At 48.2% G+C, this 15,859-nt stretch carries 16 protein-coding genes and 1 pseudogene; 10 read left to right on the top strand and 7 right to left on the bottom strand.

Annotated features, from left to right (window positions below):
• Positions 1-8: 8 nt before the first annotated feature.
• The gene (locus tag KZ483_RS18520) at positions 9-698 is read left to right on the top strand and encodes a DnaD domain-containing protein (RefSeq protein ID WP_220349041.1); all 690 of its coding nucleotides are present in this window, start codon (positions 9-11) and stop codon (positions 696-698) included.
• Here the strand turns inward: KZ483_RS18520 and KZ483_RS18515 are convergent.
• The 3 genes from KZ483_RS18515 to KZ483_RS18505 are packed head-to-tail and all read right to left on the bottom strand — an operon-like array spanning position 691 to position 4,104.
• A complete protein-coding gene (locus KZ483_RS18515) occupies positions 691-1,332 on the bottom strand; it encodes an acetyltransferase (protein ID WP_220349039.1) in 642 nt (213 codons plus the stop codon). The two genes, KZ483_RS18520 and KZ483_RS18515, sit on opposite strands and share 8 nt — an antisense overlap.
• Positions 1,280-2,443: a DegT/DnrJ/EryC1/StrS family aminotransferase gene (locus KZ483_RS18510; protein WP_220349037.1), complete on the bottom strand. Its 1,164-nt coding sequence runs from the start codon at positions 2,441-2,443 to the stop codon at positions 1,280-1,282. The genes KZ483_RS18515 and KZ483_RS18510 overlap by 53 nt, the downstream gene beginning before the upstream one ends.
• Before the next feature lie 14 nt (positions 2,444-2,457).
• The gene (locus tag KZ483_RS18505; protein ID WP_220349036.1) at positions 2,458-4,104 is read right to left on the bottom strand and encodes a glycosyltransferase; all 1,647 of its coding nucleotides are present in this window, start codon (positions 4,102-4,104) and stop codon (positions 2,458-2,460) included.
• A 204-nt stretch (positions 4,105-4,308) separates the two neighbouring features.
• On the opposite strand from KZ483_RS18505, the gene KZ483_RS18500 reads away from it, so the two are divergent.
• Both KZ483_RS18500 and KZ483_RS18495 read left to right on the top strand, forming a co-directional pair.
• On the top strand, positions 4,309-4,503 hold the full coding sequence (locus KZ483_RS18500; protein WP_220349034.1) for a hypothetical protein: 195 nt from the start codon (positions 4,309-4,311) through the stop codon (positions 4,501-4,503).
• Between the two features lie 89 nt (positions 4,504-4,592).
• Positions 4,593-5,654: a glycosyltransferase gene (locus KZ483_RS18495; protein ID WP_258881325.1), complete on the top strand. Its 1,062-nt coding sequence runs from the start codon at positions 4,593-4,595 to the stop codon at positions 5,652-5,654.
• Positions 5,655-5,711: 57 nt separating this feature from the next.
• Here KZ483_RS18495 and KZ483_RS18490 read toward each other — a convergent pair whose 3' ends face one another.
• From KZ483_RS18490 to KZ483_RS18475, 4 genes are all read right to left on the bottom strand, one after another.
• Positions 5,712-6,392, bottom strand: coding sequence for a glycosyltransferase family protein (locus KZ483_RS18490; protein ID WP_220349032.1), 681 nt, complete (start codon positions 6,390-6,392; stop codon positions 5,712-5,714).
• 1 nt (position 6,393) lies between these two features.
• On the bottom strand, positions 6,394-8,034 hold the full coding sequence (locus tag KZ483_RS18485; RefSeq protein WP_220349030.1) for a bifunctional glycosyltransferase family 2 protein/class I SAM-dependent methyltransferase: 1,641 nt from the start codon (positions 8,032-8,034) through the stop codon (positions 6,394-6,396).
• On the bottom strand, positions 8,031-9,194 hold the full coding sequence (locus KZ483_RS18480; protein ID WP_220349028.1) for a glycosyltransferase: 1,164 nt from the start codon (positions 9,192-9,194) through the stop codon (positions 8,031-8,033). Before KZ483_RS18480 ends, KZ483_RS18485 begins: the two co-directional genes overlap by 4 nt.
• Positions 9,195-9,266: 72 nt before the next feature.
• The gene (locus KZ483_RS18475; RefSeq protein ID WP_220349026.1) at positions 9,267-9,677 is read right to left on the bottom strand and encodes a hypothetical protein; all 411 of its coding nucleotides are present in this window, start codon (positions 9,675-9,677) and stop codon (positions 9,267-9,269) included.
• Between the two features lie 277 nt (positions 9,678-9,954).
• Here KZ483_RS18475 and KZ483_RS18470 point away from each other — a divergent pair.
• From KZ483_RS18470 to neuC, 7 genes and pseudogenes are all read left to right on the top strand, one after another.
• Positions 9,955-10,212: pseudogene (locus KZ483_RS18470) on the top strand (DnaD domain-containing protein); the annotation flags it as partial.
• A 162-nt stretch (positions 10,213-10,374) separates the two neighbouring features.
• Positions 10,375-10,767: a hypothetical protein gene (locus KZ483_RS18465; protein WP_220349024.1), complete on the top strand. Its 393-nt coding sequence runs from the start codon at positions 10,375-10,377 to the stop codon at positions 10,765-10,767.
• A gap of 151 nt (positions 10,768-10,918) precedes the next feature.
• Positions 10,919-11,152 (top strand): hypothetical protein, encoded by a 234-nt coding sequence (locus tag KZ483_RS18460; RefSeq protein ID WP_220349022.1) that lies wholly within the window; start codon positions 10,919-10,921, stop codon positions 11,150-11,152.
• Between the two features lie 24 nt (positions 11,153-11,176).
• On the top strand, positions 11,177-11,503 hold the full coding sequence (locus KZ483_RS18455; protein WP_220349021.1) for a hypothetical protein: 327 nt from the start codon (positions 11,177-11,179) through the stop codon (positions 11,501-11,503).
• A gap of 361 nt (positions 11,504-11,864) precedes the next feature.
• Positions 11,865-13,412 (top strand): motility associated factor glycosyltransferase family protein, encoded by a 1,548-nt coding sequence (locus KZ483_RS18450; RefSeq protein WP_220349019.1) that lies wholly within the window; start codon positions 11,865-11,867, stop codon positions 13,410-13,412.
• A 204-nt stretch (positions 13,413-13,616) separates the two neighbouring features.
• On the top strand, positions 13,617-14,651 hold the full coding sequence (locus tag KZ483_RS18445; RefSeq protein WP_258881324.1) for an N-acetylneuraminate synthase family protein: 1,035 nt from the start codon (positions 13,617-13,619) through the stop codon (positions 14,649-14,651).
• Between the two features lie 34 nt (positions 14,652-14,685).
• Entirely contained in the window at positions 14,686-15,837 is a 1,152-nt protein-coding gene (neuC, locus tag KZ483_RS18440; protein WP_220349016.1) for a UDP-N-acetylglucosamine 2-epimerase, read from the top strand.
• Positions 15,838-15,859: the final 22 nt, after the last annotated feature.

Below are 15,859 nucleotides of genomic sequence, written 5' to 3'. Positions count from 1 at the left end.
GGCGACCGGTGAAGAATGACATGTGGAAAGCATACGCCCGGGGAATGGCTGCCGCTATGAACGGCGGCGGCGTCAACATCCCCGCCGGCCTGCTTCGCGCGTACAGGGCAATAGGTTTAAACGATTCGGATATGATGCTTTATATTCAGCTTATGACGTTCCGTCAGCTGGAGCAGGTTGATTTTCCCACGCCCGAACAATTGGCGGAGCGTCTTGGCATTACCGCCAAAGAGGTCGGCCAAACGCTTGGACGCCTTATGAAGGAAGGGCTGCTGGCGATAGACGAAGAGACCGACCCGGTCAGCGGCATCCAGTCCGAGCGCTATAACTGGAACGGCCTTATTATCCGCTGCGCAGAATGGCTGGCGGATGATGCGCGGCAGACCGTTCAGAGCGACCGCGAGCAGCAGAAGGCGGCTGGGGTAGTAAAGTCTCCGGATCTATTCACGGTGTTCGAGCAGGAATTCGGACGTCCGCTTTCCCCGATGGAATGCGAGACGATCAGCGCGTGGCTCGATCAGGACCGCTATCCGGAGGAGCTGATCCGGTTCGCCCTTAAGGAATCGGTGTTCGCCGGCAAGCTGCATTTTCGGTATATCGACAGGATACTGATCGAGTGGAGCCGTAACCGTGTCACGAATACAGATGAAGCGAAAGCGCATACGCAGAAATTCAGAGGCGGCCGAGGTTCTACGTAACCGAAAGCCGTTTCTTCATTACCGCAGGCACTCCCGCATAAAGAGCAGCTTCGGGGACATCGTCCTTTACGAAGGCGCCGCCCCCGATGACGGACCATGCGCCGATCCCGATTTTCTCACGAATAGATGCTCCGGTACCGATGAAAACGCCTTCACCAGCCGTTACGTTGCCGCTGATGTTGGCTCCGGGAGAAACCGTAGCGTAATCCCCCATGCATGAATCATGGCCGATGGTCGCGCAGCGGTTAACGATTACAAAGCTTCCGATATCGATATTGACGGTCAGGACGGAGCCTTCGCAAATGATACTGCCATACCCTATACGGGTCCTTCGGGATATGCGTACCGACGGATGTATGAGAGCCGGTGCGGGCTCAAACCCGGCTTCGATCGTTTTTCCGGCGAACCTTTTCTTCAGGGCCGGACTTCCGACACCCGGCACCACAAGCTGTACGGAATTCTTCAGATGAGCGATATCGTGTACATCGCCGAGAACAGGCAGGTCATCCACGACCTTGCCCTTCATCTCGGGGCTTTCATCAAGGAAGCCAAGCACGGTAAGCTGCAGCTGTTCACACAGATCAAGAACCTCCCTCGCTTGACCCCCGCATCCCCAGATAACAAGCTCTTTCAAAGCGGTCCACCTCCTGAACGATCCTCTCTACATGCTCGGTCTTCATTTCTTCCCATAAAGGCAAGCTGAGAATTCGCCCCGAAATCTGTTCCGTTGTCTCAAGCGTCCCGGATGGGCAGTGCCTGAACATAAGCTGCTCGTGGCAAGCGGGATGAAAATAACTGCGCGCCTGGACTCCAAGGTCGGCCAGTCCCTTCAAATACACGGTATTTTGCTGGTTCTCGGGACACAGCACCGGGAGAAAGGAAGGTGCGATTCTCCCGCTTACTTTCTGCATGCGCCAACCTCTTTTCATCAGTCCATGCTTGCTCAGCTGCTTCAAATAGAGGCCGGATACCCGCTGCCTTTCCGCTATTTTCCCGTTAAAGCGGGCCAACGTTGCAAGTCCCACGGCAGCTGCATATTCCGGCAGCTTGCCGTTCATCCCCTGCATGGCCGATTCGCGGGCATCGGAGAATCCAAAGTTGGACGCTCTGCGAATATCGGCGATCAGTTCCTCATCCGCGCTGTATACGAGCCCTCCCTCACCGATACCAAACGTCTTTGTCGCATGGAAGCTGTAGATCACGGCGCCTTCGAAGCCCTTGCCGAACTGACCGTGCCGGCCGGATGATCCGATGCTTGCGGCCGCATCGACAACTACGGGAATTCCAGATTTCAGCCACCGTGAGTACGCCGATAAATCCATGCAGGTGCCGAATGCGGCATACGGAACGATGACAGCTGCTTGGCCCGCGAGCAGGGTAACCGCTTCCTCGAGCTTCGTCTCATCCATGCACCAATCGCCTTGCCTTATGTCGATAAAATAAGGCTCCAGTCCGCACCACAATGCCGCGAGAGGAGCAGCCGGAAACGTAAAGCTGGGCATTAGAGCGTATTTTCCCCCAGGTCGTTTGCATCGTGAAATCGCCAGAATGAGTCCAGTTGTCGCATTGTTTACGGTTGTCAGTCTGCCTGTTCCGTCGAACAGTTCTGCCGTGAGCCGCTGCTCGAATCTATCGTTCATCGGACCGTAATTGCTGTATATCCGGGAGGCGTCGATTTCCGCAAGAAGATCCAGATAGTCATCCTTACTGACGAGATTTGGTCTCAAAAAAGGGATTTCAGTCATATCTGAAAATCCTTTCATCCTGGTTTGGTCACTACATACAGATTATCACTCTTGGATAATCCATATTTCTCGGTCTGTTCGGCTCCGTAAACGGACGCCATATTATACAAGGCAACGGTAAATCCGGCTGCCTTCAGGCGGTCCGCATAGTCTTTGGCATATAAACGTACATGGTCGCTTTGACCGAATACCGCGCGCCTGGCTTCAGGCGTCGTTACAGTTTCATCCTCCAGCGTTTGTTCCAGATTCAGAGCGATCGGAACCTGCAAAATTCCCCACCCGCCCGGCTTCAGCACCCTGTACAGCTCCTGCATGGCAAGCATATCGTCCGGTATATGCTCTAGAACGTGACTGCAAATAATGGCATCAAAGCTGTCATCCGAGTAAGAGATAGACGTGATATCCATTTGCTCGATTTCGTCGTCGGTCGTCTCTAATTGCCCGAAGGTGCAGCCGATATGCGGAAACTGCCGCAGCCAACCTCGCAAATTAGGCTCGGGAGCAACGTGGAGCAGCTTGTGCGGACGGTTTAAAAGCTGCGTCTCCTTCTCGATATAGACCCTGAACAGCCGCTCTCGGTCGAGCGAGAAGCATATCGGGCAGATTGCCGTTTCCTTATTCCACATTTCGTAAGTGACGCCTAGAAAATCGAGCTGGTCCGGCCATGGAATGAATTTTTCGAAGCTTTGATTGCAGAAAGGACAGCAATATGGAGGGTGCAGTGGATGCACGATTGTTTGCATACACTGTGCAATTACCGATTCAACGTTAAGACTTATTAAGAGTTCTTCCCGATCCGTATCAACAGCGAGCTGCAGCAGATACGTACTCTGGCGGAGTTGATGAATAAGCGCCGTTTTATATTCCTTCTCATGCTGAAGATACCCGGTTTTTCTGGCATCCTGAATAAGATGGAACCATTGATTGAGAGCGGGCACCACCATGCCGGGATCATTCTGGCCTTGACCCGGATGCTGGCGGAAACAGCTTAAAGGCTCGGTGATGTACACCGCGTTGCCCTTGGCCAATAGATGCAGCCAGGAAGCTATATCGTTAATGCATATATATTTTCTGCCTTGGAAGTGATTGAACTTTTCCGACATATCGTTTTTCCTGAACATGACGGTAGTCGGCTCACCGATGACGTTCATGCAATTTCGTAAACAGAAGTTACCCAGGATCCTTCCGTTTATAATGGCATCCGTTTCGGATATTCTAGCCGTGCTTGCCGTGTCCGGCAGCGGATCTCCCTTCTCGTCAATACTTTTCCGGTAAGAAGTAACAAGCGTGACATCAGGCCTGCTCATTAACCAGCGTACCATTTTCTCTATTTTTTCAGGATGAAACAAGTCATCATCGTTCAAGAAATTGATATAATCTCCCGACGCCAGTTCGAAACATCGCTGGTAATTGTCTTCTCTTAAATTCTTTTCATTGCGAAAGTAGCGGATCCGGGAATGCTTCGATAAATAAGGCGCGAGCATAGTTTGTACACCGTCATGGGTGCTGTCGTCGCAGATGATGATTTCAGTGTGAGAATACGTTTGATTAAGCGCGCTCCTCAGTGCCAGCTCTAGCAGATGCGGCCGATTGTAAGCGGGGATCAAAATACTGACGAGGGGTATGCTCTGAAACGGATCGCTCTTTTTTTGCTGAATCATCCTCTGGACGCTCCTTTATACAAAAATATTGGACATCTTCTTTTACAAAAGTGTATGCGCCAGCTTCTGGAAGGGAAACTCATTTTACAAAAATTGGCGAAAGCAGGGGGACCCGCGGTAGGTTCATACCGTTTCGCGAACGGACTCTAGTTCATAATCTAGTAAAGTGATCCCCGCTTTGAAAAAACGTGCGGTGATGAGGGGATGAAAGTGAAGCTGCTGGCAGCCGGACGCCTTCGCCTCAATACTGGAGAGCAGACAATTCATCTTGGCAGCGAGGGCGAGACGATCAAGACGAGATTTCATCAATGGGATTTACAACTTCACGATTTAAATCCGCTGGGCTATGACGTTAAGCTGTTCGGCTTATCGGGGCTAGCGCTATTATTTGGAACATAATACAATCTATGCTCAGGAAACGGTCCTTTTTGCGGTTTCGGACCGGCGTGAGGAGGAGGGACTGATGAGAGAAGAGATGCGGCTGGCAGTTGAAATCCGGCCCTCTTCGCGCCGTCTTGCCGTTATCGATACGAGATTTCCGGAAATTAAGCGGATTTCGCTACTGGGAAAATATGCAGATTTATGCCCAGAAGCCCGATACGATGTTTTTTGCTGTGGAGCCGTTCCATGACGGCTTTCCGGCCCCTGTCCATCCTTTTAGCGATTTTAAACGAATCGCCGCTTCAGAAGGCATAACGGATGTATACTGCGTTTTCTTAAATCTGACCCTCAGTTTGCTGGGCGCCTGTTTTCTTCCGGACGGAAGTTGCATGCCGGGTGCCAATTCAAGTTGGAACATAAAGCCGTTGCTGGAAGAGCGAAATATTAAACTGCATGTAACACTGTATCCCGGCGGGGGGATTGTACCGTGGACGCAAAAGGAGTTTCTGCACATCGCTGCGGGAAACTGTTCAACAGTTTTCACGAATATCGAGGAGGTGCTGCAGACCGTTCCAGGAAGCTTGTACCACCCGGTTGTCATCAACACCGACCTGTATACGTATTCGGAGAAGCTTCGCAGCTCCAAGATTCAAATAACCTTCTGCGCTTATAATTCCGTAAGGAAAGGGTTTCCCCTAATGGCCGATGCATTGAACCGCCTTACCTCGGAGTTCCATCTGCACCTGATCGGCGATTGGGACGATCATCTGCACTTATTGACGAATGATAATTATACCTATTATGGAGTTATGAGTCCCGAAAGTCTGGCAGCCATTTACGCGAAATCCCATGTATTTCTTAACTGCAGTACGGTCGATCAATATGCTCTGGATGGATTTCCAACGACATCGGCCGTAGATGCCATGTCGACCGGGTGCGTATTGGTTTCAACGAACCCCCGGAACGACCGGTTCATTCTCGAGAGGGGAACGGATTTTATCGAGGTTGCCCCGAATGGGCAAGATATCGCCGATGCGCTTGTGTGGGTCAAAGAAAACTTCGGGGAAGCGATGCGGATCGGGATTAATGGATCAAACAAAATCAAACGCAGCTTTGACGCCAAACATATCGTGAAATCCAAGCTCGGGTGTATATTCGGTGAAACTTGACCCGGGGCGCTATCTGCTTGCAGACTGAAAGCCGGCATCCGCAATGGAGACCGGCTATTATTTTCTTTCTTTATTGATATACTCTCGGCAGAAGCGTTCCCGGGCCTGATGGTATGAAGCGTCGATAGGAGTCACGCCGCAATCGTGCAGACACCAAGGCTGCTCCTGCCGGGGTATGGACAGGCTGCATCCGGCGCGGATAAACTCCATGCATTGCGACGTATCGTAATAATGCCAGCCGTCAAATAGATCCTCGCGCCACGGGAGATCATATTGCGTAGCCATTAGCAGACCATCTACCGCTTGAACCTCGGCAAATGCTTCATAAACCCCTCCCCAGTCGGCCAAAAGCACCTTTCCGCCGGCTGAATCGTAGATTTTCCCTGTTTTATCGGGTGACTCCCACCATACGCCGCTCGCCGGAAGCGTCTTGGCGCCAACGACACCCATAATGCCTACGGCTGGATTTTGCTCGAAAATCGCGACCATATCGACGAGAAAGTTCCGGTGTACAATAAGCACATCCTGATGTGTATAAATTTTGTATTTGGCGTCGGTGAGCCGCATCGCGGTGTTATACCCCTGTGCCATACCGGAAGCATCCCTCACCGGGAGAGGCTCGACGATGAAACCGGGAGGCACCCTCAGAGCTTTGATGAACAGCAAACATTCCGCATATTTGGCCTCGTCATTCACACAGCTGATAACGGCAATTTTCCGCGGGTCGGCTGCGGCCATGCTATTGCACTCCCATCAACAGTTTTCCAAGCAGCTCTTCTTTTGAAGCTACCAATCCGCTCTGAATTAAAATATCGGCGATAACATTGGCGGTTTTCACAGGAAAGACGACATCTTGTGCAATGACATCGGCCAAGTCCGTTTCATCGAAGGTCTTCTGCCTGAACATATCGGCGATTGCTGCCCGGCTTTCTTCCGGTTCGATATCCCATTCAATGCGGCGGACTATAGTTTTGAGCAGCTCGTATGCTTGGGTTCGGGCTGTGTGCGTATCAGGCTGTTTTTTATAAGCTTTCACAATATACTGGTAAGTCCGCCACTCCTCTTTCATCTCATCGCCCGCGATGCGGCCCATTACGTTCATCCAGTCTTCATCCTCTTGGGTAAGAGCCAGGGTGTTCCGGCCGAATTCCAGATACGGATACCCGGCACTTGAAAACAAACGGCATATACCTTCGCGGGTAAAGAAGCGAAGATGAGTGACGTCCAGAAGCCCTCTGTCCTGGTAGGTCCAATGCCCTTTCAGAAGATCGCGGATAACCGAGTAATGGGCAACATTCGGTATGCTGGCCAGCACCTTTCCGTTTTCCTTCAAATACGGTAATGTCTTATGAAGGACATTCCAGGGTTCGACCAAATGCTCGAGCACATCTGCAAAAATAATGTAATCAAAATAGCTTTGGGCGGTTCCGATCTCGATCGTTTCGATGTTTCCCGAGCGGACATTTGCAGACAGCGAAGCAATTTCCGCTGCCTTGGGGTTCAGCTCGATGCCATGCACTTCGGCATTGGGATACCAGTTTTTAATTTCTAGCAGAGTGGCTCCGCAAGCGCATCCGACTTCGAGCACCCGAATCGGCTCCGATGCAGGCTCATCGAGCAGCTGGAGCAGCTCATGCCGGATGAGAAGGGAATAATCCGGGCTGAATCCCCACTTTTCACTGAACTTGCGCACATTGTCCTGCATGAGAGCATTAAAGGACTGCGGATCGTTCCGGAATGAGGCGCTGCCCTCGTGATGAATGAACGTGTCCGTGCAAATCTTCAGCCTGTAACCTGCTCTGCGGATGCGAAGGCAGAAATCGTCATCCTCATAGTTGCCGGGAGAGAACCGTTCGTCCAGGCCGCCGACAGCTTCATACACTTCGCGTTTTACGAGCAGGCAGAAACCGATCAGTTTAAGGCGTTCCTCCCATTTCGCAGAATCGGAACGGTTATATTGCTCTGCGAAGGCTATCATCTCTTCCTCAGACCGGTAAGGAACAGGGAGTGACGAATAATAAGCAGCGGAATTCGTGACGGGGCCAACCGCTCCGATCCGTTCGTCGCTATAAAGGCAGGCAAGGAGCTGGCCCAGCCACCTCGGCGTAACAATCGTATCGTTATTGAGCAGCAGCAGGTTTTCTCCTGAAGCAGCCGCCATACCTTGATTGCAGCCTTTGGGGAACCCGAGATTTTCCTGATTGGAGATAACCTTCAGGTCGGTTTGATCCTTCAGCCACCCGGCTGTGCCGTCCGTCGAGCCGTTGTCAACGACGATAATTTCATATTCATCGGGCGGAGTATATGACCGGATGCTTTCGACACAGCTCCGGGTGTAAGCAAGACCGTTATAGGTCAGAAGAATGATGCTCGTTTTCATCGATCCATCTGCTCCCCTCTTTCGCCGTCGATGCTGTCATTCTCATTAGGGCGTTCCGGTTCGTTGTCTTTTTTCGCATGCAAAGCTTCCTCCAACTGCTTTTTATTCTGCTGCAGGTTGGCGTCGCCGGGTAAGTATGCAAGGGCTTTTTCATTATGCCTGTATGCTTCTTCCAGCTGTCCGAGCTTGCCGTAGCAGAGCGTAAGCTGTACATGCGGTGCCCATGTCCAGCAAATTTTGTTCATGAGTCCATAATGATCCGCGGGCATTTCACGCGTAAGCGCCGTCTCATACCAGAATATGGCCTTCTCGTATTGTTCGTGCTCCTCATACCAAAGAGCTATTCGGCAGCAATAATCGGCGCGGGGCAGGTCGTATTCGAATGACTTGAAGAGGGACTGAAGCTCCTGGCGACGGTTGCCCTTTGTCCGATAACAGTGGGCGAGATGGCCGCAGGCCGCAAGATGATCTTCATGGTTTTCCACATCGCGCCGAAGAAACGAGATATAGCTCTCAATCGCCTCGTCCAGGCGTCCATTATCCATAAGTTCGTTTGAATAATAAAAATGATGCCGCAGAGACATGTTTCCCTGATCCTTTTTGATTGCTTCCTCCAATATCGTCAGGTTGCGGGCAGGGTCTTTATCTTCCGGTTTGGGGCCATGTGTGATTTCGATGCTTGTCGCCAGCCGATTGCCTTCAACGATCAGCACTTCGTGAACGGGATTCACCCATTGAAATCCTTTAGAACGTTTGACGAGCCGGTTGCGGCGCGTGAAAAACTGGGCATTACCGTGAGCGTCCCGGGATAGAACATAATCCATCATCACGGAGTCGTAGTCGGTGTGGAGGGTGGATTTCAGTTTCAACAAAGCCTGGCGATCCTTCTCGAGTAAATAATCGTCTGCATCAAGCCATAAAATATAATCCATGGTGGCATGGCGGAATGAAAAATTCCGTGCCGCGGCAAAATCATTAATCCATTTAAAATCGTATATATGGTTCGTATACCTCGATACGATCTCTTTCGTATGGTCCGTCGATCCGGTATCGACGATGATGATCTCATCCATAATGTCGGACACCGAGTCCAAGCAGCGTGCGATCAGCTCTTCTTCGTTTCGCACGATTAAACACAAACTGATCGAAATCAACTCCATCAACCCTTTCTATTAACTGTAGTTGAAAAAAGAAAGCTACACGGCTATGACACCGTGCAGCTTCTTGTCCAATTAGACTGTAGACGAAGCGATTCCCCAAAAAACTTCCGGTCCTATCCGTGTTACCGCTCCGACGGAGACGGAGCTGACAAAAGCGGAGTAGGCGGTCTGTAATGCGGCGGGAGCGAGCAAGTCCTGTGCGTTGAAATTGAACGTAACGGGTCCCGCTACAGTGCTTGAGTAAATTGCCGTATATATAGCTGGAGACGTTGCTAATGTGCCGCGATGGACGGATATGGCTGCCGTTATGCCTGCGATTGCGGATAATCCGATAGTACCTGCAAGATCGACGATCGGATTTGCGACATTCTGTGTCTGAAGACCTACGACGCCGAACAGTGCCGGTGTCCCAGTTACTTCGACTAAAATGGAGCCCGTGGCGTTGGCATTCATCGAGCTGCGTTGGTCAAGAAAAGTTCCCATGGCAATTCCCCCCTTTCTGGTAGAGTAATATATGCTATTCCAACTCTATCGAATTGGAGTAGGCCAACTGACTACTTTTGGCGAATTTTGTAAATAAAACTGGCATTTTCATAATTTCCGTGGCTTTTCAGTCTCTTTTGCTATAATAGAAAGAACGACAAAACGAAAAGAAATATCACGGGGAGCTGGAGAAGTCCGGCTGAGAGGGGGTTCCTTATGATCCATTCCGACGGTTCAGACCGACCGCGAGCAGCAGAAGGCGGGAGCAGCGAAACCCCAGGATTTATTCACTGTGTTTGAGCAGGAATTCGGCCATCCGCTTTCCCCGATGGTAATGCGAGACGATCAGCGCATGGCTATATCAAGACCGCTATCCGGAGAAATTGATCCGATTCGCACTCAAGGAGTCGGTGTTTGCCGGCAAGCTGCATTCTCGCTATATCGACCGGACCCTTATCGAATGGAGCCGTAACCCAGCGACGAACAGGATGAAGCAAAGGCGCATTCGCAGAAATTTAGAGGCGGCAGAGGGTAAACAGACCTTCAGCCGTCTTTTTTGTTTTCAACCTCAGCAGCAGTCCATTAACCATGTTACGAACCCAACTGCGGATTTTTGATAGATTAGCATAGCTGTCCAAGCACCTGAATTGGAATCTCATAGAATATACTGACTCTAAAACGAAAGGGGGAATACAAAATGCCAATTTTTACACCAACTAACATGCAAGGCGGCGGCAACACTGTTTCTGTTGCCGTATTGTCCGGTGTAACGGCAATTCTTCTGGAATGGGGACATTTCATTGACAATGCAGACAACCTTTTATTTCTTCAAGGTGAAGTTGCGCTTACAATGGGAACTGTTGCAGGAAATATTACTCTAAATGTTCTTCTAGATGGCACATCCGTTGATACACAAACAATAACTAGTATAGCAGCCGGCGAAAGCGTTAACGGAAGTGTTGGAGTCCGTTTAACAGACCTTACTGTAGGACATCATGTTTTTCAACTTGCAGCTTCAGGTACGGACCCCTTTTCTGCATCAAACAAAGAAGTCATGAGCCTTTCCGGCGATGCTGTCCCAGGTACTTGATCGTTTTCTTCAAAGTCAGAGGCTGTCCCTTAAGTAGACTTTTCTACTGTTGGACAGCCTCTAACATTACCTTTATTACTTAAAGCCCTACCGTCTGAGATTAGGTTTCGTTACTATGACGATTCGGACTTTGAAGGAGTTGATAAAAGAATTGGATGAACATCAGCACAATGAGCTATCAGAAAATACGCGAATGATAAAGCAGCTTTTGGTGAAAATGAAACAAGACTGCGAATCGTTGATTCCATTTTTTTGGTCGCCGAAAGAAGGACCAGATGGCAAGAATTCCGTAGAAGAGTTTCGGGTACGAATGAAGGTGTGGGCAGAAACGATTAACCATAATTTAGATTGGTACCAGGCCGAAGGATGGAAGAAAATGAAATGAGAGAACGAAAGAGAGGGAATGTGAATGGAATCTATGATGATTCATAACCTGAATCTCCTTCATCATTCGTTGATCTCTTTGGTTGCAAATTGGAAGAGAGGCTCAGGTTATGCCGGCTATATGCAGTTTCTTGAATCAACAGAGCAATTGGAGTCCATTGCGGATCTATGCTCTGGAAGGGTGGATGGAAAATATACAGCAGAAATCAGCGGACTTCTCAATATACTTCAACATATGGAACAGTGTATCCGAAACAATGACATTATCGGGTTGACCGACGCGATGGAATTTCAGCTGCATCCATTTATTTTAAGGTGGACAAAGGACGTGAGCACTAGTGCCGGAAATTGAGGTTATCCGTGAAAAACTCGATGAAATATTTCAAAAAAATCTGCCATTGCTGCCAGACACTTTAAAAGAAAGAGTTCTGCTTGTAGACCGGCAAGAAGTATGGAATAAAGTTCAAATCTCATTTTCCAATGAAGGATATCCGGTCTGCAGTTATAGAGAGGATGCATCGACTTTTCAAATTACTAGTTCCAGGCCGATCGAACAAGCGGAGGTTTGGTGTAACAGCATATCGCTGGAAAATACGAGCTTGCTTATCGTATATGGATGCGGGTTCGGATACCCCTTGTTTGAACTTCTGGCGAAGAAACCGGTCGGTACAATTATTATGGTATTCGAAAGGGATATCCATGTCTTTACGGCTATGCTGCATTTTTTTGATATGGAGCCATTATTCCGCACCCGCAAGTTTGTGTTTTTTGTCGGCGATATTCCGGATTTCAAGAAGCCGTTTTCGGAGTTGTTATCGACTCCCGTGCTCTTGTACTGTACCGCGCCGTCAGTCGTTTATACCCCTGCGGCCCGAAGAATGTCAGAGGAAGGATATCTTGACATTCAACGTTATATATATGATTTCATGAGTATTTTTTTTGAGATTGGAAACGATCATTACGATACTGTTTTAGGTTTTCGCAATATCTATGAGAATATCGATGAAGTGGTGGAGAATCCTTATTTAAGCTGCCTTAAAGATAAATTTAAGAATGTTCCCGCATTTATTATCGCCAACGGCCCCTCCTTGGACGGCAATATTAATGAATTGCAAAAAGTGAAAGGCAAAGGTTTGATTCTTTGCAGTGAATCCGCGATTCTGCCTCTCATGAGAAATCGTATCCACCCGGATGCCATCTGCGTGAAAGAGCGGACACCTGCTTCCTATGAACGGCATTTTGAAACCATGGTCTATCCTGAAGACATTTCATTAATCGCATTTGCCGTAGCCGACCCAAGAATCATGCCTTCTTTTGCCGGGGCCAAGGTTCCCGTATTTCGCAATCTTGATTCCAACGGCAGCTTTTTTAATCGTGTAGTTGGTGATGGAAGCGCTCTAGACGGTTTTCCGAGTTCCGCCCATCTTGCTTTTGACGCGGCGGTGTATATGGGAGCGAACCCGATTGTGCTGGTAGGGCAGGACCTGGCTTTCGGCAGGGATGGGGCTGTTCACAGCAGACAATCCATTTATTCCGATGAAAAGTACAAACACGTCGATGAACAATTAAAATCGAAGCCTGTCGTGTATATGGAGGGGAATGACGGGAAGAGCATTCCGTCAACTCTGATCTTTTATCGTTTTAAATTGCGGTTGGAACAAATGATCAGGGCAAATCCCCATCTTACCGTCTATAATGCTACGGAAGGCGGGGCCAAAATAGAAGGAACAACATGCGTCAAACTGGCGGATGTCGTTGAACGATATTGTAAAGACAGCATGCCGCACAAACTTCATGAATGGATTAACGAAAACAAAAAACATATCGATATACCGGAAAAGAAAAATAAGGTCAAAAATCTGATGGCTGAGCTTGAACGTTTCAGCTTGATCTATAGTGAACTCAATAAAATGAGTTTGCAAAGAAAAGAAAAGTGCTGCCGATTGCTGGATTTATCCGAAAAACACAATTTTTCTGAGATTCAGGAAGATTTGGAAGGTACCTGCCAGCTTAACTATATCGAGATGATGAAATTTTTGCATCCTCATTTGCATATCATATTCTTTCAACAAGTAGTAATGATACTCGGGTTTCATAGACTTAATGAACTCGGCACAATCGATTCTCCTGTCAAAAAATTGGAGGCCATTAAGATTCAATCTGAAGTATTCGATCGTCTAAGTTTCATTTGTGAAGATCTTGTAAGACTGTTTCGACTAGCGCTCAATAAGCTCTCCGCCAAAGGATACGATCTTACATGACGTTCAAGCCGCGCTGAAAAGTTTTTTCAGCTTAATTTTAAGAGAACATTCTTATTCTTAAGCGAAAAAAGCCACTATTGTGGCTTTTTATTTATCTATCAGAGTGCTGTCCATTTGTTAATCAAGTGGCAGATATCCATGTCTCAGGTGCAGCTGGATGAATAAGATGAAACAATCATCGTGTTCATTATGGGGGTTAAAAATGTGAAGTTGTTAGACTCCTATTATAAGAATAACAAATGCCTTGTGATAGCTGAGGTTGCCCAAGCCCACGACGGCAGCTTGGGTATGGCCCATGCCTTTATTGATGCGGTGGCTGCCGCAGGAGCAGATGCTATAAAATTTCAAACTCATATCGCCGAGGAGGAAAGCACGCCTGAAGAGCCTTGGCGGCTTAAATTCAGTTTGCAGGATAAAACCAGATACGACTATTGGAAACGTATGGAGTTCACAAGGGATCAATGGGAAGGGCTTCGCAATCACGCACTGGAAAGGAAGCTGCTGTTTCTGAGTTCGCCTTTTTCAGTTGCAGCGGTAGATTTATTGGAGGAATTAGGTGTTCCCTTGTGGAAAGTGGCCTCAGGTGAAATTATGAATAGACCCGTCATTGACCGGATGATACAAACCGGAAAACCGATATTAATATCTACAGGTATGTGCACATTGGAAGAATTGGATAATTGTATCGGCTGGCTGCGGGAAGCGAATAGCGAATATTTGATTTTCCAATGTACTTCCGAATATCCTTCTCCTCCCGAGAAAGTGGGATTAAACCTGCTTTCATTCTATAGAGACCGATATCAGTGTCCGGTAGGATTATCGGATCATTCGGGAACGATTTATCCGGGAATTGCCGCGGCAGTGTTGGGTGCCTTAATAATCGAAGTGCACGTCACTTTTTCCAAACAAATGTTTGGACCTGATATTTCCTCTTCAATTACCATGGATCAGCTTAAAGAATTGGTTGAAGGAATTGGGTTTGTAGGGCGGATGTTAAGTCATTCCGTCGATAAAGAAATCATTTCGGCCGATTACAAAGAAATGCGCAATATTTTTTATAAAAGTCTGGTGGCAAGAAGCGATCTGCCCGCAGGAACAGTATTAAAAGAACCGATGATAGCTTCCAAAAAACCTGGAAGCGGGATTTCACCCTATCGAATGAAGGATCTGATTGGTAAAAAGTTGAGAATATCCGTCTCGGTTAACCATCAATTTACAGAAAGCGATTTTGAAAATTAGCAACAAATTAAACGTTCCGGGGGTGACTCGTTCCATGAAAATTACGGTCGCATTAGTTGACCGCGCAAACTACGGCAGATTAAAACCGATCATGACGGAGATGAAAGACAGACCGGAAATCCAACTGCAAGTCGTTTGTGCGGGAACGATGCTCCTGGATCGTTTTGGTAAAGCAATAAATGTTGTGGCGGCTGACGGTTTTAACATTGATGAAGAGGTGTATTTGGAAATCGACGGTTCCAATCCGGGGACAATGACCAAATCAATCGGTTTGGGGATTATCGAGTTTACCAGTGCTTTCCGAAGATTATCGCCTGATCTTGTACTATTGATCGGCGATCGTTATGAAGCTTTGGCAGCCGCAATAGCCGCGACCTATCAGAACATATGCCTGATTCATGTGCAAGGCGGAGAGGTTACTGGCTCGATCGATGAAGTAACACGACATGCCATTACAAAAATGGCGCATTATCACTTTCCTGCGACCCAGCGTTCCGGGAACTATATCGTGAGAATGGGCGAGGAGCCGCATACGGTATTTCCCTTGGGTTGTCCCAGCGCAGATGTGGTCTCAAATGCACCAAAGACTCTCACTTCAGATTTCCTGGAACGATCAGGAGTCGGGGCTAAAATTGACATTACCAAACCCTATCTATTAGTACTGTTTCACCCGGTTACAACGGAGTATGCCGAAGCTCAATCTCAAATGGAGGAATTATTGCAGGCATTAAAAGAAACAGGCGAACCTGTCATATTGCTTTGGCCTAATATAGATGCCGGTTCCGATCATATATCGGGCGCCATACGCCGTTTCCGCGAATATAATCCCGGCGTCCTGTTACGGGCTTACAAGAACTTTGAACCTGAAATCTATATTCCCCTGCTGACCAAAGCAGCATGTGCGGTAGGCAACTCTTCAAGTTTCATAAGGGAGGCTTCTTTTCTGGGAACTCCTGTTGTATTAATCGGCTCACGTCAAGATGGGAGAGAAAGATGTGAAGCGGTAATAAGAGTGGAACCGGACAAAAACGATATATTACAGGCGATCAGGTTTCAATTAAAACACGGCCAATATCCGGTCAGTGCTCTATATGGAAGCCCCGGGGCGTCCAAGCAAATTGTGGATATCATTGTGACTCTAAAACCTTATAGTCAGAAGAGACTTATTTATATTAAGGAAACCTAGTAAAGGATAGAAAGGGGGTGGT

Source organism: Paenibacillus sp. sptzw28 (genome assembly GCF_019550795.1).
GTDB lineage: Bacteria > Bacillota > Bacilli > Paenibacillales > Paenibacillaceae > Paenibacillus_Z.
The sequence above is the reverse complement of the archived record's forward strand: the minus strand, read 5'-3'. Positions and strand labels throughout refer to the sequence as shown.